The sequence below is a fragment of the Escherichia sp. XD33 genome (genome assembly GCF_019375075.1).
Taxonomy (GTDB): Bacteria; Pseudomonadota; Gammaproteobacteria; order Enterobacterales; family Enterobacteriaceae; genus Enterobacter; species Enterobacter flexneri_A.
This window is the reverse complement of the sequence record NZ_JAENDM010000001.1, coordinates 25,449-44,211: the sequence shown is the minus strand read 5'-3', so window position 1 is coordinate 44,211 and position 18,763 is coordinate 25,449. Positions and strand designations below refer to the sequence as shown.

Below are 18,763 nucleotides of genomic sequence, written 5' to 3'. Positions count from 1 at the left end.
AATCCTTATCCTAGAAACGAACCAGCGCGGAGCCCCAGGTGAATCCACCGCCAAAGGCTTCAAGCAGAACCAACTGCCCCGGCTTAATGCGCCCGTCGCGTACAGCTTCATCCAGCGCGCACGGGACAGAGGCCGCAGAGGTATTACCGTGGCGATCCAGCGTCACCACGACATTATCCATAGACATACCGAGTTTTTTCGCCGTTGCACTGATAATACGCAGGTTAGCCTGATGCGGAACCAGCCAGTCCAGTTGAGAACGGTCAAGATTATTCGCCGCCAGCGTCTCATCAACGATGTGCGCCAGTTCCGTTACCGCAACCTTGAAGACTTCGTTGCCCGCCATCGTCAGATGAATTGAATTCTCTGGATTCACGCGGTCGGCGTTTGGCAGCGTCAGCAATTCCCCATAACTACCGTCGGCATGCAGATGGGTGGAAATGATTCCCGGCTCTTCAGAGGCAGCCAGCACCGCAGCGCCCGCGCCATCGCCAAAAATAATAATAGTCCCACGATCGGTTGGATCGCAGGTGCGCGCCAGTACATCGGAACCGACGACCAGAGCATACTTCACCGCCCCAGATTTCACGTATTGATCGGCTACGCTTAATGCATAGGTGAAACCTGCGCAGGCTGCTGCAACGTCAAATGCCGGGCAACCTTTAATGCCCAACATGCTTTGAATCTGACAAGCTGCGCTCGGGAAAGCGTGCGTAGCAGAAGTCGTTGCCACAACGATCAGGCCAATCTGGTCTTTCTCAATGCCCGCCATCTCAATTGCGCGTGTCGCCGCTTCAAAGCCCATGGTTGAAACGGTTTCGTTTGGCGCGGCAATGTGGCGTTCGCGGATACCGGTACGAGTGACAATCCACTCGTCAGAGGTGTCCACCATTTTTTCCAAATCGGCGTTTGTCCGCACTTGTTCGGGCAGATAGCTGCCAGTACCAATAATCTTCGTATACATGTACGCTCAGTCACTTTTCGGTTATATACCGTCACTTGCAAACTGCGAGTTCGCTGGCAGCGTCCTGCTACCGCAGAGTTCCGCTTTTGCCACCGTCCAGCAGCTCAAAACCAGCTGGGTATACAGATTCCAGGCGAGCGGCAATTCGCTGAGGAACTTGTCGCTGCACCGCCTGCACTGCCTGTTCAATCGCGACCGCAAAAGCTCGCTGATTGGCTGCACCATGACTTTTTATCACCGTGCCGCGCAATCCTAACAGACAGGCGCCGTTATACTGGTCGGGGTTGAGGTGACTGAATCGCCTCGTCAGGCTCTTTTGTAGCCAACGCTTTAATAACAGTAGCCACCACGACCGTTTTTTCCCTTCACCCTGAGATTTCAGCAGAGAAAGGAACATCCTGACAACACCTTCCATCGTCTTTAATGTGACATTTCCTGTAAAGCCGTCACAAACCAGCACATCTGTCTTGCCAGTTAACAACTCATTGGCTTCAAGATAGCCGATATAATTGATAGAAGGGATTGTTTTAAGCACCGCTGAGGCATCCCGAATACTGTCGAGACCCTTTACTTCTTCTTCACCAATATTGAGCAACGCCACGCGAGGATTGGGAATTTCCACCACCTCTTCAGCCAGAACTGAGCCCATAATGGCAAATTGCACCAGCATTGTGCTGTCACAATCGACGTTGGCCCCTAAGTCAAGGACCACCGTTTTGCCCTTTTGCTGATGTGGTAATACCGTCACCAGCGCCGGACGCTCAATCCCCTCCAGGGGCTTGAGTAATAATTTTGCCAGCCCCATCAGCGCCCCGGTATTACCGGCACTGACACAGGCTTGCGCTCGACCTTCTTTCACCAGCTCCAGGGCCACGCGCATTGAACTCCCACGACTGGCGCGGATAGCTTGCGAAGGCCGGGCATCACTGGCGATAACTGACTGCGCAGGAATAATCTGCAGACGCGAACGTTGTTCAAAGTCAGCTTTAGCAAGTAATGGCGTGATGGCGTCGGGATTGCCGACTAAAAGAAGAGTGAGTTGCGAATTAGAATTCAGTGCCTGCAATGCTGCAGGCACTGTCACGGAAGGGCCAAAATCCCCTCCCATGACATCTAACGCCAGGGTTAGACGTGTCAAGGTATCGTCGCCGCCCGGTTTGGTCTTTCCCCAGTTGCCTGGGGAAAATCCTCACTAAGCTTCATCACGCAGATGCGTGATTACTTAGCGATGACCTTGCGGCCGCGGTAGTAACCGTCGGCAGTGATGTGGTGACGCAGGTGTTTTTCACCAGAAGTTTTGTCTACAGACAGGCTGGTGACTGCGGTCAGCGCGTCATGGGAACGACGCATGCCACGTTTGGAACGGGTTGGTTTATTCTGTTGTACGGCCATGGACCTTACTCCTCAATTACGGTTTATCCCCGATCCAACGGGGAGCACCAATTACTTACGCTTTAAGCTGGCTAATACGGCAAATGGGTTTGGCTTTTGCGCTTCTTCAGGCAGTTCACCAAAGACCATGTCCGCTTCGGACACTTCACAGTGTTCAGAATCATGCACCGGAACTACCGGCAAGGCGAGGATGATTTCATCTTCAACCATTGCAAGCAGATCGATTTCACCGAATTCGTTAACCTCAATCGGTTCATACGCTTCCGGCAGTGCTTCAGCCTGTTCGTCTGAACGCACAGGACTAAAACAATACGTTGTGTAGACCTGATGAGTAAACGGCTTCCCGCAACGCTGACACTCGAGCGTTACCGTCACCTTCGCATCGCCGTTTAACACTGCGAGACGTTGGTTATCGATAGCGAACGACATGGAGCATTCCACATCACTGTCCACACTGACTACGGATTCGGCGACGCGCTCAACCTGATCAGGGGTATAGATACCCTGGTAATCAAGGCGTTTTTGAGCCGTACGAACCGGATCGAGAGTCAGGGGTAATTTTACCTTTTGCATAGGGCGCGCATATTAACTTTGTAACGTCATAGAGTCAAAGAAAAAGGCAGCCTGTGGTTGCCTTTTGCCAATAATTCGCACACATTGCGGGTTACTGCTTTATTTTCGTTCAGTGCTGATAACAAACATCAACCTGCAAAACGAAGCGCATAGTTTAAAATGGCTATCATCAATACGCTATATCTGATGGAAAAAAATATGCCTAAACTTATTTTAGCCTCCACCTCGCCATGGCGTCGCGCTCTTCTGGAAAAACTGCAAATCTCTTTTGAATGTGCAGCACCAGAGGTCGACGAAACCCCACGCAGCGACGAATCACCGCGACAGTTGGTGCTTCGACTGGCACAAGAAAAAGCGCAATCTCTGGCGTCACGTTATCCGGATCATTTAATTATTGGTTCAGACCAGGTATGTGTTCTTGATGGCGAAATCACCGGTAAACCGTTAACGGAAGAAAATGCCCGTCTGCAATTACGCAAAGTCAGCGGCAATATCGTCACCTTCTATACTGGACTGGCGTTGTTTAATTCGGCGAATGGGCATCTGCAAACAGAAGTGGAGCCTTTTGACGTCCATTTCCGTCACCTGAGCGAGGCGGAGATTGATAATTACGTGCGTAAAGAGCATCCCCTGCACTGCGCGGGTAGCTTTAAGAGTGAAGGATTTGGCATTACGCTGTTTGAGCGTTTAGAGGGGCGTGATCCTAACACGCTGGTTGGTTTACCGCTAATCGCGCTGTGTCAGATGTTACGTCGGGAAGGGAAAAACCCGCTGATGGGATAGTTTTTTGCGCCGGATGTGGTTACGTCGCATCCGGCAATCGGTGCTGGCGGCCTGATGCGGCGTAAACGCCTTATCAGGCCAACCGCCCATTATCAGGTTTATATGCTTGTATTAGCGCGCGTTACGCAGCTTTTGCAAACAACGCTTCAAACCTTCATCCATCGGAGCTTCGATACGCATCACCTCACCGGTCCCCGGATGAGTAAACTTCAACGCTGCAGCGTGCAGGAACAGGCGATTTAATCCCGTGCCTGCTTCAGTGAGCTGCCTGTCAAATTCACGGTCACCGTAGCGATCGTCAAAGGCAATCGGATGACCCGCATATTGTGTATGCACACGGATCTGGTGAGTACGCCCTGTTACCGGGCTACAACGCACCAGGGTGGCAAATGCATAGCGTTCTTCCACTTTAAAGCGTGTTTCCGACGGTTTGCCTTCCTGACTCACACGCACGATACGTTCGCCGCTTTGCAGAATATTTTTCAGTAACGGTGCTTGAACGCTCTTCACATGCGACTGCCACTGACCGCGCACCAGCGCCAGGTAATCTTTTTGCATCCCTTTTTCACGTAATTGCTCATGCAGAGAACGCAACGCCGAGCGTTTTTTCGCTACCAGCAAAACACCTGAGGTGTCCCGGTCAAGACGATGAACCAGTTCAAGGAACCGCGCTTCCGGGCGCAACGCCCGCAAACCTTCAATAACGCCGAAGCTTAAACCACTGCCGCCATGTACCGCCGTACCGGAAGGTTTATTCAGCACCAGGATGTGATCATCTTCATATAAGATGACGTCCGCCAGCGCCGCCACCTTTTGCAGATGTGGCGAAACCGCCTCTTCTTCCCGCTCAGCAACGCGAACCGGTGGAATACGCACCTCATCACCCGCTTCGAGTTTATATTCAGGCTTAATACGTTTTTTGTTCACCCGCACTTCGCCTTTACGCAAAATACGGTAAATCATACTTTTTGGTACGCCTTTCAATTGGGTACGCAAAAAGTTATCGATACGTTGCCCCGCTTCGTCAGCGGTGATAGCAACAATTTTTACGGATGGAGTCTCTGTTTTCATGGTTGGCGATTCTAATTAGCCAACAGGATTCGCGCCACTCATTTTTCTATGCTTATATTTACTTTTGCACCTTATTACTTCACTGCGTGATCACTTTATTGATGGTTATTAAACCAATCACCAGCAAGAAGTGAAAAAACTGTGAGTAAGCGGGTGATAAATGGTAAAAGTCATCTTGCTATAACAAGGCTTGCAGTGGAATAATGAGGCCGTTTCCGTGTCCATCCTTGTTAAAACAAGAAATTTTACGGAATAACCCATTTTGCCCGACCGATCATCCACGCAGCAATGGCGTAAGACGTATTGATCTTTCAGGCAGTTAGCGGGCTGCGGGTTGCAGTCCTTACCGGTAGATGGAAATATTTCTGGAGAGTAATACCCAGTCTGTTTCTTTGATAATTGCGCTGTTTTTCCGCATGAAAAACGGGCAACCGACACTCTGCGCCTCTTTGAGCTGACGATAACCGTGAGGTTGGCGACGCGACTAGACACGAGGCCATCGGTTCACACCCGGAAAGGCGTTACTTTGCCCGCAGCTTAGTCGTCAATGTAAGAATAATGAGTAAGTTACGATGAAAAGAATGTTAATCAACGCAACTCAGCAGGAAGAGTTGCGCGTTGCCCTTGTAGATGGGCAGCGTCTGTATGACCTGGATATCGAAAGTCCAGGGCACGAGCAGAAAAAGGCAAACATCTACAAAGGTAAAATCACCCGCATTGAACCGAGTCTGGAAGCTGCTTTTGTTGATTACGGCGCTGAACGTCACGGTTTCCTCCCACTAAAAGAAATTGCCCGCGAATATTTCCCTGCTAACTACAGTGCTCATGGTCGTCCCAACATTAAAGATGTGTTGCGTGAAGGTCAGGAAGTCATTGTTCAGATCGATAAAGAAGAGCGCGGCAACAAAGGCGCGGCATTAACCACCTTTATCAGTCTGGCGGGTAGCTATCTGGTTCTGATGCCGAACAACCCGCGCGCGGGTGGCATTTCTCGCCGTATCGAAGGCGACGACCGTACCGAATTAAAAGAAGCACTGGCAAGCCTTGAACTGCCGGAAGGCATGGGGCTTATCGTGCGCACCGCTGGCGTCGGCAAATCTGCTGAGGCGCTGCAATGGGATTTAAGCTTCCGTCTGAAACACTGGGAAGCCATCAAAAAAGCCGCTGAAAGCCGCCCGGCCCCGTTCCTGATTCATCAGGAGAGCAACGTAATCGTTCGCGCATTCCGCGATTACTTACGTCAGGACATCGGCGAAATCCTTATCGATAACCCGAAAGTGCTCGAACTGGCACGTCAGCATATCGCTGCATTAGGTCGCCCGGATTTCAGCAGCAAAATCAAACTGTACACCGGCGAGATCCCGCTGTTCAGCCACTACCAGATCGAGTCACAGATCGAGTCCGCCTTCCAGCGTGAAGTTCGTCTGCCGTCTGGTGGTTCCATTGTTATCGACAGCACCGAAGCGTTAACGGCCATCGACATCAACTCCGCACGCGCGACCCGCGGCGGCGATATCGAAGAAACCGCGTTTAACACTAACCTCGAAGCTGCCGATGAGATTGCTCGTCAGCTGCGCCTGCGTGACCTCGGCGGCCTGATTGTTATCGACTTCATCGACATGACGCCAGTACGCCACCAGCGTGCGGTAGAAAACCGTCTGCGTGAAGCGGTGCGTCAGGACCGTGCGCGTATTCAAATCAGCCATATTTCTCGCTTTGGCCTGCTGGAAATGTCCCGTCAGCGCCTGAGCCCATCACTGGGTGAATCCAGTCATCACGTTTGTCCGCGTTGTTCTGGTACTGGCACCGTGCGTGACAACGAATCGCTGTCGCTCTCTATTCTGCGTCTGATCGAAGAAGAAGCGCTGAAAGAGAACACCCAGGAAGTTCACGCCATTGTTCCTGTGCCAATCGCTTCTTACCTGCTGAATGAAAAACGTTCTGCGGTAAATGCCATTGAAACTCGTCAGGACGGTGTGCGCTGTGTAATTGTGCCAAACGATCAGATGGAAACCCCGCACTACCACGTGCTGCGCGTGCGTAAAGGGGAAGAAACCCCAACCTTAAGCTACATGCTGCCGAAGCTGCATGAAGAAGCGATGGCGCTGCCGTCTGAAGAAGAGTTCGCTGAACGTAAGCGTCCGGAACAACCTGCGCTGGCAACCTTTGCCATGCCGGATGTGCCGCCTGCGCCAACGCCAGCTGAACCTGCCGCGCCTGTTGTAGCTCCAGCACCGAAAGCTGCACCGGCAACACCAGCAGCTCCTGCACAACCTGGGCTGTTGAGCCGCTTCTTCGGCGCACTGAAAGCGCTGTTCAGCGGTGGTGAAGAAACCAAACCGACCGAGCAACCAGCACCGAAAGCAGAAGCGAAACCGGAACGTCAACAGGATCGTCGCAAGCCTCGTCAGAACAACCGCCGTGACCGTAATGAGCGCCGCGACACCCGTAGTGAACGTACTGAAGGCAGCGATAATCGCGAAGAAAACCGTCGTAATCGTCGCCAGGCACAGCAGCAGACTGCCGAGACGCGTGAGAGCCGTCAGCAGGCTGAGGTAACGGAAAAAGCGCGTACCGCCGACGAGCAGCAAGCGCCGCGTCGTGAACGTAGCCGCCGCCGTAATGATGATAAACGTCAGGCGCAACAAGAAGCGAAGGCGCTGAATGTTGAAGAGCAATCTGTTCAGGAAACCGAACAGGAAGAACGTGTACGTCCGGTTCAGCCGCGTCGTAAACAGCGTCAGCTCAATCAGAAAGTGCGTTACGAGCAAAGCGTAGCCGAAGAAGCGGTAGTCGCACCGGTGGTTGAAGAAACTGTCGCTGCCGAACCAATTGTTCAGGAAGCGCCAGCTCCACGCACAGAACTGGTGAAAGTCCCGCTGCCAGTCGTAGCGCAAACTGCACCAGAACAGCAAGAAGAGAACAATGCTGATAACCGTGACAACGGTGGCATGCCGCGTCGTTCTCGCCGCTCGCCTCGTCACCTGCGCGTAAGTGGTCAGCGTCGTCGTCGCTATCGTGACGAGCGTTATCCAACCCAGTCGCCAATGCCGTTGACCGTAGCGTGCGCGTCTCCGGAACTGGCCTCTGGCAAAGTCTGGATCCGCTATCCAATTGTACGTCCGCAAGATGTACAGGTTGAAGAGCAGCGCGAACAGGAAGAAGTACATGTGCAGCCGATGGTGACTGAGGTCCCTGTCGCCGCCGCTATCGAACCGGTTGTTAGCGCGCCAGTTGTTGAAGAAGTGGCCGGTGTCGTAGAAGCCCCCGTTCAGGTTGCCGAACCGCAACCGGAAGTGGTTGAAACGACGCATCCTGAAGTGATCGCTGCCGCGGTAACTGAACAGCCGCAGGTGATTACCGAGTCTGATGTTGCCGTAGCCCAGGAAGTTGCAGAACAAGCAGAACCGGTGGTTGAACCGCAGGAAGAGACGGCAGATATTGAAGAAGTTGTCGAAACTGCTGAGGTTGTAGTTGCTGAACCTGAAGTTGTTGCTCAACCTGCCGCGCCAGTAGTCGCTGAAGTCGCAGCAGAAGTTGAAACGGTAGCTGCGGTCGAACCTGAGGTCACCGTTGAGCATAACCACGCTACCGCGCCAATGACGCGCGCTCCAGCACCGGAATATGTTCCGGAGGCACCGCGTCACAGTGACTGGCAGCGCCCTACTTTTGCCTTCGAAGGTAAAGGTGCCGCAGGTGGTCATACGGCAACACATCATGCCTCTGCCGCTCCTGCGCGTCCGCAACCTGTTGAGTAATAATTAGCTCAAAGTAATCAAGCCCTGGTAACTGCCAGGGCTTTTTTATTTCATCTTTGAATCAACATATTAAAATTCATCGAATGGCATCCTTGCTAACCAACAATGCAAAATAGGCAAAAAAATGCCCGCCCCAGCGATCCCAGAGCAGGCAGACAAAACATACCCAGTTTCATGATATGTTTTAAAGCGAAATTATTTGCTGAGCTGGAAGAGCGACAATCCCTGCATATCGGTAAATGCTTTATACGATGCCTGCAATGCCGTTTGCTGCATGATGTAAGATGAAATAGTTGCATTCCAGTCCACATCAACCAGATCGCTCATCTGCTGCGTTTGCCCTAAAGCGCGATCGCTACCTAATGAATCCAGCGACTCCAGTTCGTTCAGCTGCGTGCCTAATTCCGCGCGAACAGTCAGCACATTGTTCAGCGAGTTTTTCAGTCCGCGGTTGGTTTTATCTAACGCCGCAGCGGCGGTTTCTTTATCCGCTTCGCTATCCGCGACCGGCGTTTTCAGGGCTGCGATGGCACTATCCAGCATGGCAAAAAGATTGGTTTCAGAAGCGCTACCGTCTGGTTCCGCTACCGCGTTGCTGGTAATACTGTCGAAAATTTTGTCACCCGTGTGCCCTATCACCATCGAACGCGAAGCATCGACCTGTTGTTTAATACTTTCTGCTCCACCGACGTATTTCCCTTTCTCTTCGCTAAACGGCGCAGTCTCTGTTTTATAACCGGCAAAAATGTAGCGCCCGTTACCGTCAGTGGTGTTTGCCAGATTCAGCAACTGGTCACGAAGCCCCTGAATATCCGTAGCCAGCGAGGCCCGGTCATCGTCACTCAAGGTGCCATTGCTGGCGTAGACAATTTTTTCCTGAGCATTCTGGATAGCAGTGGTGACCTGGCTAAGTACACTCTCTTCCAGTGACACTTTTTGAGTGGCGAAAGTACGCGCCAGCGTGTACTGGCTGTTTTGCGCCTGTGCCTGGGAGAGAACTACGGCTTGTGATGCAGCAATGGGATCGTCAGAAGGGTTAACGACTCGCTTACCCGTCGACATCTGTTCGCCGTACTTCATCCATTCTGCCTGAGAATTGGTGATACCACGCATGTTTTGCTGGTACATCATCTGTGTACTGAAACGCATCTTATCTCCCCTTAGCGAATGTTAATCAGCGCATCAAAAATCGCGTTTGCCGTCTGCAGAACCTGCGCATTCGCCAGGTAATACTGCTGAAAACGTTGCAGATTTCCGTACTCCTCATCGAGATTGACACCGGAAATCGACTGCTGCTGATTGGAAAGCTGCGTCACCACATTACCTTGCGTGGCGCTACTGGTTTTCAACGTCGCGGTTTTATTACCGATATCACTCACTAACGAGGCATAAGCGTCGTTAAAGGATTTCGCACCGCCCACCGTTTTACTGTTGCTTTGCAGATCCAGCAGGGCCTGACCGTTGCGGTTATCGCTATCACCCGCATCTTCTTCGCTCGCCATCGCTATTTTCGCTTCGTCGGTGATTAATACATCCATGTTGACGATGGCGTCACTTACTGGTTTCAGCGTGAAGCTGTCGTTAACGGCAGGCGTTCCTGTAAACGTCAACTCCAGACCATCAAATGCCACTTTACCGTTGGCATCCGGCGTCACCGTAAAAGTGGTATTGCTGGCAAGGCGGGTGACCTGCCACTGATTATTATCGAACGAGATTTTGTAATCTGTCGCCAGTACCGCGGAGGCATCAGTTACCGTGGCACCGATCGCAACGTCACCTTTGTTTTTCGTGTTTTGCAGAACCGCGGGCTTACCGATAGCAAAGAAATCTTCACCGGCATCGCCGTTAGCATCAAATCCGGCTTTGTGTTGGGTGTTGAAAGCCTCGGCAAATGCCAGCGCCAGTTGTCCAAGCGTATTACGCGTCTGGTCCAGATCCTGAGAACGGAATGTCAGAATGCCGCCCAGCGACCCGGTATTCAGTAATTTCTCCGGGATCTCAATATTGCCTGCCGTCCCATCAACATAAGCGACAGTCGTACGAGAAGGGTCAGCGCTGGAAGGAACTGCCGCCAGTTGCCGCGCCGTACTTCCCTGAACCAGTGAGTAACCATTGGCCATCGTGATGTTATAAGTGCCGCCATCCTGAACGCTGACTTCTACACCAACAATCTGGTTTAATTCGCTCACCAGTTGATCGCGTTGATCCAGCAGATTGTTAGGTGACGCCCCTGCCCCCACGCCTGTCAGGCGCGAGATTTGATCGTTCAGGCTGGCAATTTGTTTAGCGTAGTTGTTGATCTGATCAACGCTGGCACCTATCGCGATATTGACCTGTTTGTCCTGGTCGCGCAGATATTGATCGGTGGTTTTAAACTGATTCACCAATCCTTCTGATTTCCCAATCAGCGCCTGGCGCGCTGCCGGGTCTTCCGCGTTACTCACCAGCGTTTGCAGGCTGGTGAAGAAATCCTGCATCTGTGTTGCCAGCGAAGAGGTACTGGTGGAGAGCATATTGTCGATTTTCGACATCTGCTCATAGCGGGCAGTCAGACCGCTACTTTGCGTCTGCGCCGCACGTAACTGGTTGGTAATAAACGCATCATACTCACGCTGCACACCAGAAACGTAGACACCATTGCCAACCCAGCCGCCAGCGCCCAACGTGCTATTGGCCTGCGCCATAATAGTGGTTTGGCGGGTATATCCGGCAACGTTATAGCTGGAGATATTATTACTTGCCGTATTTAACGCCGCCTGGGCCGCGTTCAGTCCGCTCATGGCGTTATTAATCAAGCTGGACATGGAGGTTCCTTATAAGCCTTCAATTACAGAGTATTATCGGCAGCGACCCGCCGGACTTGAGTTATTCAGAACAGATTATCAATGTTCATACTGTAGGTTTTGCTCACCTTGTCGCTTATCGATTTCATCTGCTGAATCATGTTGGTGAGTTTGCGGGCATAGTGAGGATCGGTGGCATAGCCCGCGTCCTGTAGGGCCTGCGCCCCCTGTTCCGCACTCGCGGCGGTCGTCACGGCGGCGTAGCGCGGGTTACGCGTTAACAGCCCAACGTAATCCGACAAGGCTTCCAGATACGAGCTGTAGACGCGAAACTTCGCTTTTACTTTCTTCGCTTCGCCGTTTTCATATTCAGTCGTGGTGATTTCAGTAACTGGCCCTTTCCAGTTGCCAGAGGCTTTGACACCAAACAGGTTATAGCTCGGCTCGCCGTTTTCGCGGCGGATTTGCCGTTGCCCCCAACCAGATTCCAGTGCCGCCTGAGCGAGGATCAAATGATGTGGCACACCGCTTTGCTGGCTTGCCAGTTGGGCGGGCAGCGAGAGTTGCGCGAGGAATGCTTTACTGTCACCCGGCAGCGAATCATCGTAGTTACGTGGCACGGCCTTTTGCACCAGCTGCGAAAGCGCCTGATTTTGATAACGCACCACAGTTTCGAGCGGGAATTTCATCGGTGCTGCTGGCGTGGACTCCTCTGGCAATGGTTGTTCTGGCGTCATCTGTTTAACCATCATCTCTGCAAGCCCCAGACCTTTGCCCGCCGTCATCTGTTGGGCAATCTGCTGGTCATACATACTGGTATACAGGCGAGTGTGCTCGCTGCTGAACAGGCCATCTTTTGGTAAAGCGTCGCGCATGCTTTTCAACATCATCTGCACGAACATCCCTTCCACCTGACGGGTCACCGGACGGATATTTGCCGCCGGATCTTCGCCCGCTTTCGCCTTTAGTTCGTTGAGTGATTGCGCATCCCAGGCCGCACTTGCCAGTAGTTTGCTGTCGCTGATCATCAGATGATTTCCAGTTTTGCCCGCAGACATCCCGCACTTTGCATTGATTGCAGTATGGACATCAGATCCATCGGCGTAGCGCCCAGCGCATTGAGCGCGCGCACCACGTTATTGAGGCTGGCGCTGGAACGTACGCTTTGCAGCGAACCGCCGCTCTGGCGTAAATCGATCTGCGTTTGTGGAGTAACCACAGTCTGTCCACCACCAAACGGTGTATCTGGCTGGCTGACATTGGCCTGACGATTAACTGTTACTGAGAGATTCCCCTGCGCTACCGCGCAGCTGTCGAGGGTCACTTCGCGATTCATCACCACCGAACCGGTGCGCGAGTTAATCACTACTTTAGCGTCCTGCGGGGTGACATTAACCTGCATATTCTGAATATCGGCAAGGAAGCGGACCTGGGAACTGTTGCCACTCGGTACGCGCACCTGAATAGTCCGCGCATCTAACGCGGTGGCGCTGCCATATCCACGCACGCGGTTGATGGTGTCAGCGATTTGCTGCGCCATGCTGAAATCTTCGTCGTTAAGTTGCAAATTAAGGGTATTCCCGACGCCAAACTGGCTGGGCAATTCACGTTCAATAACCGCACCATTGGTGATCCGTCCACCGTTCAGTTGGTTAACCTGAACACTGCTACCGCCAGCGGAGGCTCCTGCGCCGCCAACCAGAATATTGCCCTGCGCCAGCGCATACACCTGACTGTCAACGCCCTTAAGCGGTGTCATCAACAACGTACCTCCACGCAAGCTTTTGGCATTTCCCATGGAAGAAACCACCACATCGATGGTTTGCCCCTGACGTCCAAACGGAGGAAGTGACGCTGTCACCATTACCGCAGCGACGTTTTTTAGCTGCATATTGGTGCCCGTCGGAACGGTAATTCCCAGCTGTGAGAGCATGTTATTAAGCGTTTGTGTGGTAAACGGCGTCTGGGTTGTCTGGTCACCGGTGCCATCCAGCCCCACCACCAGACCATAGCCAATCAGTGAGTTTTGCCTTACCCCCTGAACACTGGTGAGATCGCGAATACGCTCAGCCTGAGCCGCCGTCGTGACCAGTAGAAGAATTAATGCAGAGAGAAATTTAATCACCACAGCCTCACTTACATTGGCGACAGGTTAAGGAAGAAACGCTGCAACCAGCCCATATTTTGCGCTTCGTTAATGTAGCCATTGCCTACGTATTCAATGCGCGCATCCGCCACCTGAGTAGACGGTACGGTATTGCTGCCGCTGATAGTGCGTGGATTAACCACGCCAGAGAAGCGAATAAATTCGGTACCCTGATTAATGGCAATCTGTTTTTCACCCACCACATGCAGGTTGCCGTTGACCAGTACCTGGTCAACCGTCACCGTCAACGTGCCGCTAAAGGTATTGCTGGCATTGGCCCCGCCCTTTCCGTTGAACGTGTTACCACCGGAGGCTTCGACATCGGCACGAGCGTTACCAAACAGCCCCTGCAAATAGCGCGGCACAGTATCAAAGCCAAAATTAGTTTTACCGTCACGGCTGGCATTCGCAGAGGAGCTTTTGCTGGCGCTGACGTTCTCCTGCAACACGATAGTCAGCGTATCGCCAATATTGCGTGGTCGACGATCTTCAAACAGCGGTTGATAGCCATAGTTAATCGGCTGAGCAGACTGGAAAATAGAACCGTTGGCGACGGGCGTCGGACCGGGAACCGGTTGTGCACTGGTCGCCCCCTGCACCAGCGGCGTGGAGGGTATCCAGGCGCAGCCGGTTAGTGAAAGCACCAACAAGCTGGAAATGGCATAAGTATGCGCAGCGTTTTTTTGCATGGCTATCATCTTCAAAAATCAGTAAACCGGTGAACCTGCCACCGGTTAAGCCTTAGAGTTGCGTCAGTTTTTGCAGCATCTGATCGGTGGTGGACACCGCTTTACTGTTGATTTCGTAAGCGCGTTGCACCTGAATCATATTGACCAGTTCTTCCGCCACGTTGACGTTAGACGTTTCAACATACCCTTGATACAGCAGTCCCGCGCCGTTCAGGCCCGGCGTGCTTTCGTTCGGTGCACCAGAGGATTGCGTTTCGGTGTAGAGGTTTTCGCCAATGCTCTCCAGCCCGGTGTCATTCATAAAGGTGGTGAGATTGAGCTGCCCAACCTGAACCGGAGCTGCCTGGCCTTGTTGGGTTACGCTGACCACGCCATCACGACCGATGGTGATACTTAACGCATTCGCCGGAATGGTGATCGCTGGCTGCACCTGAAAACCACCAGCCGTCACCAGCTGCCCGTTCTGATCCACCTGGAAAGAGCCGTCACGGGTATAGGCTGATGAACCATCTGGCAACATCACCTGGAAAAAGCCCTGCCCTTTAATCGCGACATCTTTGCTGTTGTTGGTCTGCGACAGGTTTCCCTGGCTGTGTAAGCGTTCAGTGGCGACCGGGCGTACCCCCGTGCCGATTTGTAATCCGGAGGGTAAGGTGGTTTGTTCGGAAGACTGTGCCCCCGGCTGGCGAATGGTTTGATAAAGCAGATCTTCAAACACCGCGCGCTGACGCTTAAAACCGTTAGTACTGACGTTTGCCAGGTTGTTGGCAATGACGTCCATATTGGTTTGCTGGGCGTCAAGGCCCGTTTTGGCGATCCATAATGAACTGATCATAAAATGTCCTGTAGTGGATTAGTGACAAAGTGCATATGTCTTCTTGCCGGATGCGGCGTAAACGCCTTATCCGGCCTACAAGTGCTCGCAAAATCGATAAATTTCGATTGCCCCCATAGACCCGATAAACTTGCGCATCGGGCAACTTATACTTGTCATGTATCCTTTCAATTAACTCATCGACAGCAGTTGGTTGGCACGGCCTGCGTTATCATCGACGCTGCTGATCACCTTCATCTGCATTTCAAAACGCCGCGCGCTGGCAATCATGTCGCTCATTGCCGCAACGGCATTGACGTTACTGCCTTCCAGAACCCCCGACATCACACGCAAGGTTGGATCTGCCTGCAGTACCGGCCCACGCGTGGCCTGGGTTTCTGCGCTTAAACGAAAAATGCCGTCGTCACCGCGCTGCACTTCGCTGCCCGTGGCTTTCACCAGTTTAAGACGCCCTACTGGCGCAACCGTATTTGCCGGATCGCCCGGATTGAGCGCCGAGATTGTGCCATCGGCAGCAATAGTGATTTCCGCCCCTTCCGGCACAGCAATTGGCCCAGCCTCGCCTATCACCGGATGCCCCTGAATTGTCAGTTGCCCGGTGGGATCAACCTGAATGCTGCCATTACGCGTATACCCTTCGCTGCCGTCAGCAGTCTGCACGGCCAGCCAGCCATCCTGCTGCAACGCGACGTCCAGCGGGCGCGAGGTGTAATCCATTTTGCCGGGCGTCATATCTGCGCCCGGCGTTGACGCCGTGACCAACGTGCGCGTGGGCAGAGAAAGCCCTTCCACTGGCACCGCGCGTAAAGCATTCAACTGCGCGCGAAAACCGGGCGTTGAGGCATTGGCCAGATTACTGGCGGTTACCGCCTGTTGATTCAGTGTCTGGCTGGCTGCTCCCATCGCGGTATAAATTGCGTGATCCATTGAGCTATCCCGTCAGCGATTAGCGTAAGTTAACCAGCGTGTTGAGGATCTGGTCCTGGGTTTTGATGGTCTGGGCGTTAGACTGATAGTTACGCTGGGCAACGATCATATTGACCAGTTCTTTACTGAGATCGACGTTGGACGCTTCCAGCGCACCGTTGGTCAGGGTGCCAAAGTTTCCCGTCCCGGCTGTCCCCAACAGCGCCACGCCAGAAGATTGCGTCGCAGACCAGACGTTGTCGCCTTCGGATGCCAGACCTTCGTTGTTGGCAAAGTTCGCCAGTACAATCTGCCCCAGCAGTTGGGTTTGTTCGTTGGAATAGTTGCCGACAACCGTACCGTCATCATTGATTTGATAACTCACCAGATCGCCCGGTTTGTAGCCGTTCTGGGTGGTTGCCACAATATTGTTAGCGCCGGTATTTTGCTGCATGGAGTTGAGGAAGCTCAGACTAAACGTGGCGGGTTCTGCACCGTTAATTGCGCCGGTTGCGATATTATTCGCCATCGCACCATCCACTAATGTGCCATTAGCATTAAATTCCAGTGTTGTCGCTGTCTTCGCAATGCTGTTTGGATCACTGCTATCCTGGGTGTAGACCTGCCAGTTATTATCCCCGGTCTTCACAAAGTAGACGCTCATGTCATGAGCATTACCCTGACTGTCGAAAACAGTCACCGAACCTTTTTTGTTATAGCTATCCGCATTGCTGGCGCTGAATGGCGTAACAGTAGGAAGCGGATCACTGGAATTCAGGTTGATCTGCATCGATGCCGTGGTGGTAGTTTTCGCTGCCATCAGGGTATTCGGGATCGAAATATTGGTCGGATTCGCCCCTTGCTGAATAGTCGGCGGCGTACCGGTTGCCGGGTAACCCGTCAGCTGTAAACCTTGCATATTCACCAGGTTACGGTTTTCATCCAGCTTAAATTGTCCGTTACGGCTGTAGAACACCGAACCGTTGCTGTCTACCAGACGGAAAAAACCGTTCTGGCTGATAGCAACGTCCAGACCTCGCCCGGTGTTGGTGGTCGTGCCATCGGTAAAGTCCTGAGTGATACCGGCAACTTTTACCCCCAGTCCCACTTTCGAACCGGCAAACATATCGGCAAAAGAGGCCGTGCCTGATTTAAAGCCGTAGGTGGCGGAGTTGGCGATATTGTTGCCAATAACATCGAGGTTGGTGGCGGCAGCGTTTAATCCGCTAACCGCTTGAGAAAAGGCCATGACTGACTCCTGAAATGTGAAGGCTTAAATTATCTGCCGTACTTCGTCGAGGGTGGTGGTGCCGTAAGTGCCGAGATCCAGCGTATTACCGCTGTTGCCGCGGATCACACCCTGCACCAGAGCAAACTGCAGCGGCTGGGCAACCAGTTGTGTACCACCGTTACTGGCGCTAATCGCTACATTGTAAGAACCGTTCGGCGCAGTGCTGCCATCAGTCAACGTACCGTCCCAGGTGAAACTGTGAACTCCGGCGGTCAGTTCACCAATATCAATGGTGCGCACAACCGCGCCATTTTTATCGGTGATGGTGGCCGTAACTTTGTCTGCCGCCTGTTGCAGCTCAACACCAAACGGCGTGGTCGTGGTCACAGCCCCTTCTTCACTGCCGGTTCCCGCAAGAACAGTGGTGCCGGGGATCATCACGCCGTGACCGATCAGGTTACTGGCCTGTAACGACTGGCTGTTATCAATCTGTCCGGAAATAGATCCGAGCGTGGTATTGAGTTTTTCAATCCCGCTGACCGTGCTGATTTGTGCCAATTGCGACGTCAGCTCGTTGTTTTCCATTGGATTGGTCGGGTCCTGGTTTTTCAGCTGCGCCACCAGCAAAGTCAGAAAACTGCTTTGTAAATCTGCGGCGTTGCTGCCCGTGAGCGAACTACTGCTGGTGGTACTGACGCCGGTATTTGTCGGATCGGTGGTGGTTACCGCAATGGACATAGCTTTCTCCTTTATTGACCGAGCGTAAGGGTTTTCAGCATCATGCTTTTCACCGTGTTGAGCACTTCAACATTGGCCTGATAGCTGCGTGACGCCGACATGGTGTTAACCATCTCCCCGACGACATCAACGTTCGGCATTTTTACGTAGCCCTTTGCATCTGCCAGCGGATTACCCGGTTCATAAACCAGTTTGTCCGGGGCCTGACTTTCTATAACATCGGCAACCTTTACGCCGCCTGTCGCAGCACCTGGTGCAGCGTTAACCTGGAATACCACCTGTTTTGCCCGATATGGCTGTCCATCAGGACCGGTCACGCTATCAGCATTTGCCAGATTACTGGCCGCCACGTTCAGGCGCTGGGACTGGGCAGTTAACGCCGACCCGGCGATATCAAAAATATTCAGCAGTGCCATCCGTTAATTTCCGCTCTGTAAAACGTTCATCATGCCTTTGATTTGCCCGCTCAACGCGCTAAGGCTCATCTGGTATTGCAGGCTGTTATCGGCAAACTGGGTGCGTTCGCGATCCATATCGACGGTATTACCGTCAAGCGAAGGCTGGTCCGGAATACGGTATTGCAGTTCTGCGGTAGGAGGCGTCAGCGCCTGCGCCGGAATGTGTTGCGTTGAGGTCATCGTCAGTGCAACCACACTGGTTGCATCCCGTCCACGTTGCATGACTTTTTTAAGTTCACTGGCAAAATCGATATCGCGCGCCTGATAACCAGGGGTATCGGCATTGGCGATGTTTGCTGCCAGCACTTCCTGACGCTGGGCGCGCAGATTGAGCGCCTCTTGTTGAAAACGTAAGGCGGCGTCGAGCTTATCGAGCATATCTCCTCCGCAGGTATCAAAATTCTGCCATCAGCTTAAATGCCTTTACGCGCGCGTT

General features: G+C 52.8%; 18 protein-coding genes. 2 read left to right on the top strand and 16 right to left on the bottom strand.

The features are described 5' to 3' along the window. Nucleotides 1-10: 10 nt before the first annotated feature. From fabH to yceD, 4 genes are all read right to left on the bottom strand, one after another. Nucleotides 11-964, bottom strand: a complete 954-nt coding sequence (gene fabH / locus K0778_RS00235; RefSeq protein WP_000288132.1) for a beta-ketoacyl-ACP synthase III — start codon at nucleotides 962-964, stop codon at nucleotides 11-13. Nucleotides 965-1,031: 67 nt separating this feature from the next. Next, a complete protein-coding gene (gene plsX, locus K0778_RS00230; RefSeq protein WP_000197578.1) occupies nucleotides 1,032-2,102 on the bottom strand; it encodes a phosphate acyltransferase PlsX in 1,071 nt (356 codons plus the stop codon). A gap of 80 nt (nucleotides 2,103-2,182) precedes the next feature. Next, nucleotides 2,183-2,356: a 50S ribosomal protein L32 gene (gene rpmF / locus K0778_RS00225; protein ID WP_000290727.1), complete on the bottom strand. Its 174-nt coding sequence runs from the start codon at nucleotides 2,354-2,356 to the stop codon at nucleotides 2,183-2,185. Between the two features lie 51 nt (nucleotides 2,357-2,407). After that, nucleotides 2,408-2,929 (bottom strand): 23S rRNA accumulation protein YceD, encoded by a 522-nt coding sequence (gene yceD, locus K0778_RS00220; RefSeq protein WP_001174481.1) that lies wholly within the window; start codon nucleotides 2,927-2,929, stop codon nucleotides 2,408-2,410. Nucleotides 2,930-3,127: 198 nt separating this feature from the next. Between yceD and yceF the strand changes: the two genes are divergently transcribed. Continuing rightward, the gene (gene yceF / locus K0778_RS00215; protein WP_024193442.1) at nucleotides 3,128-3,712 is read left to right on the top strand and encodes a 7-methyl-GTP pyrophosphatase; all 585 of its coding nucleotides are present in this window, start codon (nucleotides 3,128-3,130) and stop codon (nucleotides 3,710-3,712) included. A gap of 111 nt (nucleotides 3,713-3,823) precedes the next feature. Here yceF and rluC read toward each other — a convergent pair whose 3' ends face one another. Beyond that, nucleotides 3,824-4,783, bottom strand: a complete 960-nt coding sequence (rluC, locus tag K0778_RS00210) for a 23S rRNA pseudouridine(955/2504/2580) synthase RluC (RefSeq protein WP_000846343.1) — start codon at nucleotides 4,781-4,783, stop codon at nucleotides 3,824-3,826. 572 nt (nucleotides 4,784-5,355) lie between these two features. Between rluC and rne the strand changes: the two genes are divergently transcribed. After that, on the top strand, nucleotides 5,356-8,541 hold the full coding sequence (rne, locus tag K0778_RS00205) for a ribonuclease E (protein WP_000827360.1): 3,186 nt from the start codon (nucleotides 5,356-5,358) through the stop codon (nucleotides 8,539-8,541). Between the two features lie 195 nt (nucleotides 8,542-8,736). On the opposite strand, the gene flgL is transcribed toward rne, so the two are convergent. The 11 genes from flgL to flgB form a co-directional block, all read right to left on the bottom strand. Then, nucleotides 8,737-9,690, bottom strand: coding sequence for a flagellar hook-associated protein FlgL (gene flgL, locus K0778_RS00200; protein WP_001212782.1), 954 nt, complete (start codon nucleotides 9,688-9,690; stop codon nucleotides 8,737-8,739). An 11-nt stretch (nucleotides 9,691-9,701) separates the two neighbouring features. Beyond that, the gene (gene flgK / locus K0778_RS00195) at nucleotides 9,702-11,345 is read right to left on the bottom strand and encodes a flagellar hook-associated protein FlgK (RefSeq protein ID WP_000096479.1); all 1,644 of its coding nucleotides are present in this window, start codon (nucleotides 11,343-11,345) and stop codon (nucleotides 9,702-9,704) included. Nucleotides 11,346-11,410: 65 nt separating this feature from the next. Beyond that, complete coding sequence (flgJ, locus tag K0778_RS00190; RefSeq protein WP_034167091.1) at nucleotides 11,411-12,352, bottom strand: flagellar assembly peptidoglycan hydrolase FlgJ; 942 nt, start codon at nucleotides 12,350-12,352, stop codon at nucleotides 11,411-11,413. Continuing rightward, nucleotides 12,352-13,449, bottom strand: a complete 1,098-nt coding sequence (gene flgI, locus K0778_RS00185) for a flagellar basal body P-ring protein FlgI (protein WP_000589326.1) — start codon at nucleotides 13,447-13,449, stop codon at nucleotides 12,352-12,354. Before flgI ends, flgJ begins: the two co-directional genes overlap by 1 nt. A gap of 11 nt (nucleotides 13,450-13,460) precedes the next feature. After that, the gene (gene flgH / locus K0778_RS00180; protein WP_001295442.1) at nucleotides 13,461-14,159 is read right to left on the bottom strand and encodes a flagellar basal body L-ring protein FlgH; all 699 of its coding nucleotides are present in this window, start codon (nucleotides 14,157-14,159) and stop codon (nucleotides 13,461-13,463) included. A 52-nt stretch (nucleotides 14,160-14,211) separates the two neighbouring features. Continuing rightward, nucleotides 14,212-14,994 carry a flagellar basal-body rod protein FlgG gene (gene flgG, locus K0778_RS00175; RefSeq protein WP_000625837.1) on the bottom strand — a complete coding sequence of 261 codons (783 nt, stop codon included), beginning with the start codon at nucleotides 14,992-14,994 and terminating at the stop codon, nucleotides 14,212-14,214. 171 nt (nucleotides 14,995-15,165) lie between these two features. Continuing rightward, the gene (flgF, locus tag K0778_RS00170) at nucleotides 15,166-15,921 is read right to left on the bottom strand and encodes a flagellar basal-body rod protein FlgF (protein ID WP_000349316.1); all 756 of its coding nucleotides are present in this window, start codon (nucleotides 15,919-15,921) and stop codon (nucleotides 15,166-15,168) included. 19 nt (nucleotides 15,922-15,940) lie between these two features. Continuing rightward, entirely contained in the window at nucleotides 15,941-17,149 is a 1,209-nt protein-coding gene (gene flgE, locus K0778_RS00165) for a flagellar hook protein FlgE (protein WP_000885873.1), read from the bottom strand. Nucleotides 17,150-17,173: 24 nt separating this feature from the next. Continuing rightward, nucleotides 17,174-17,869, bottom strand: coding sequence for a flagellar hook assembly protein FlgD (gene flgD / locus K0778_RS00160; RefSeq protein ID WP_000020486.1), 696 nt, complete (start codon nucleotides 17,867-17,869; stop codon nucleotides 17,174-17,176). Between the two features lie 11 nt (nucleotides 17,870-17,880). After that, complete coding sequence (flgC, locus tag K0778_RS00155; RefSeq protein WP_001196460.1) at nucleotides 17,881-18,285, bottom strand: flagellar basal body rod protein FlgC; 405 nt, start codon at nucleotides 18,283-18,285, stop codon at nucleotides 17,881-17,883. A 3-nt stretch (nucleotides 18,286-18,288) separates the two neighbouring features. After that, complete coding sequence (gene flgB, locus K0778_RS00150) at nucleotides 18,289-18,705, bottom strand: flagellar basal body rod protein FlgB (RefSeq protein WP_000884702.1); 417 nt, start codon at nucleotides 18,703-18,705, stop codon at nucleotides 18,289-18,291. Nucleotides 18,706-18,763: the final 58 nt, after the last annotated feature.

Coding starts and splice junctions, on each gene's coding strand:
- fabH (WP_000288132.1), bottom strand. CDS start 964: ATGTATACGAAGATTATTGGTACTGGCAGCTATCTGCCCGAACAAGTG.
- rpmF (WP_000290727.1), bottom strand. CDS start 2,356: ATGGCCGTACAACAGAATAAACCAACCCGTTCCAAACGTGGCATGCGT.
- yceD (WP_001174481.1), bottom strand. CDS start 2,929: ATGCAAAAGGTAAAATTACCCCTGACTCTCGATCCGGTTCGTACGGCT.
- yceF (WP_024193442.1), top strand. CDS start 3,128: ATGCCTAAACTTATTTTAGCCTCCACCTCGCCATGGCGTCGCGCTCTT.
- rluC (WP_000846343.1), bottom strand. CDS start 4,783: ATGAAAACAGAGACTCCATCCGTAAAAATTGTTGCTATCACCGCTGAC.
- rne (WP_000827360.1), top strand. CDS start 5,356: ATGAAAAGAATGTTAATCAACGCAACTCAGCAGGAAGAGTTGCGCGTT.
- flgL (WP_001212782.1), bottom strand. CDS start 9,690: ATGCGTTTCAGTACACAGATGATGTACCAGCAAAACATGCGTGGTATC.
- flgK (WP_000096479.1), bottom strand. CDS start 11,345: ATGTCCAGCTTGATTAATAACGCCATGAGCGGACTGAACGCGGCCCAG.
- flgJ (WP_034167091.1), bottom strand. CDS start 12,352: ATGATCAGCGACAGCAAACTACTGGCAAGTGCGGCCTGGGATGCGCAA.
- flgH (WP_001295442.1), bottom strand. CDS start 14,159: ATGCAAAAAAACGCTGCGCATACTTATGCCATTTCCAGCTTGTTGGTG.
- flgG (WP_000625837.1), bottom strand. CDS start 14,994: ATGATCAGTTCATTATGGATCGCCAAAACGGGCCTTGACGCCCAGCAA.
- flgF (WP_000349316.1), bottom strand. CDS start 15,921: ATGGATCACGCAATTTATACCGCGATGGGAGCAGCCAGCCAGACACTG.
- flgE (WP_000885873.1), bottom strand. CDS start 17,149: ATGGCCTTTTCTCAAGCGGTTAGCGGATTAAACGCTGCCGCCACCAAC.
- flgD (WP_000020486.1), bottom strand. CDS start 17,869: ATGTCCATTGCGGTAACCACCACCGATCCGACAAATACCGGCGTCAGT.
- flgC (WP_001196460.1), bottom strand. CDS start 18,285: ATGGCACTGCTGAATATTTTTGATATCGCCGGGTCGGCGTTAACTGCC.
- flgB (WP_000884702.1), bottom strand. CDS start 18,705: ATGCTCGATAAGCTCGACGCCGCCTTACGTTTTCAACAAGAGGCGCTC.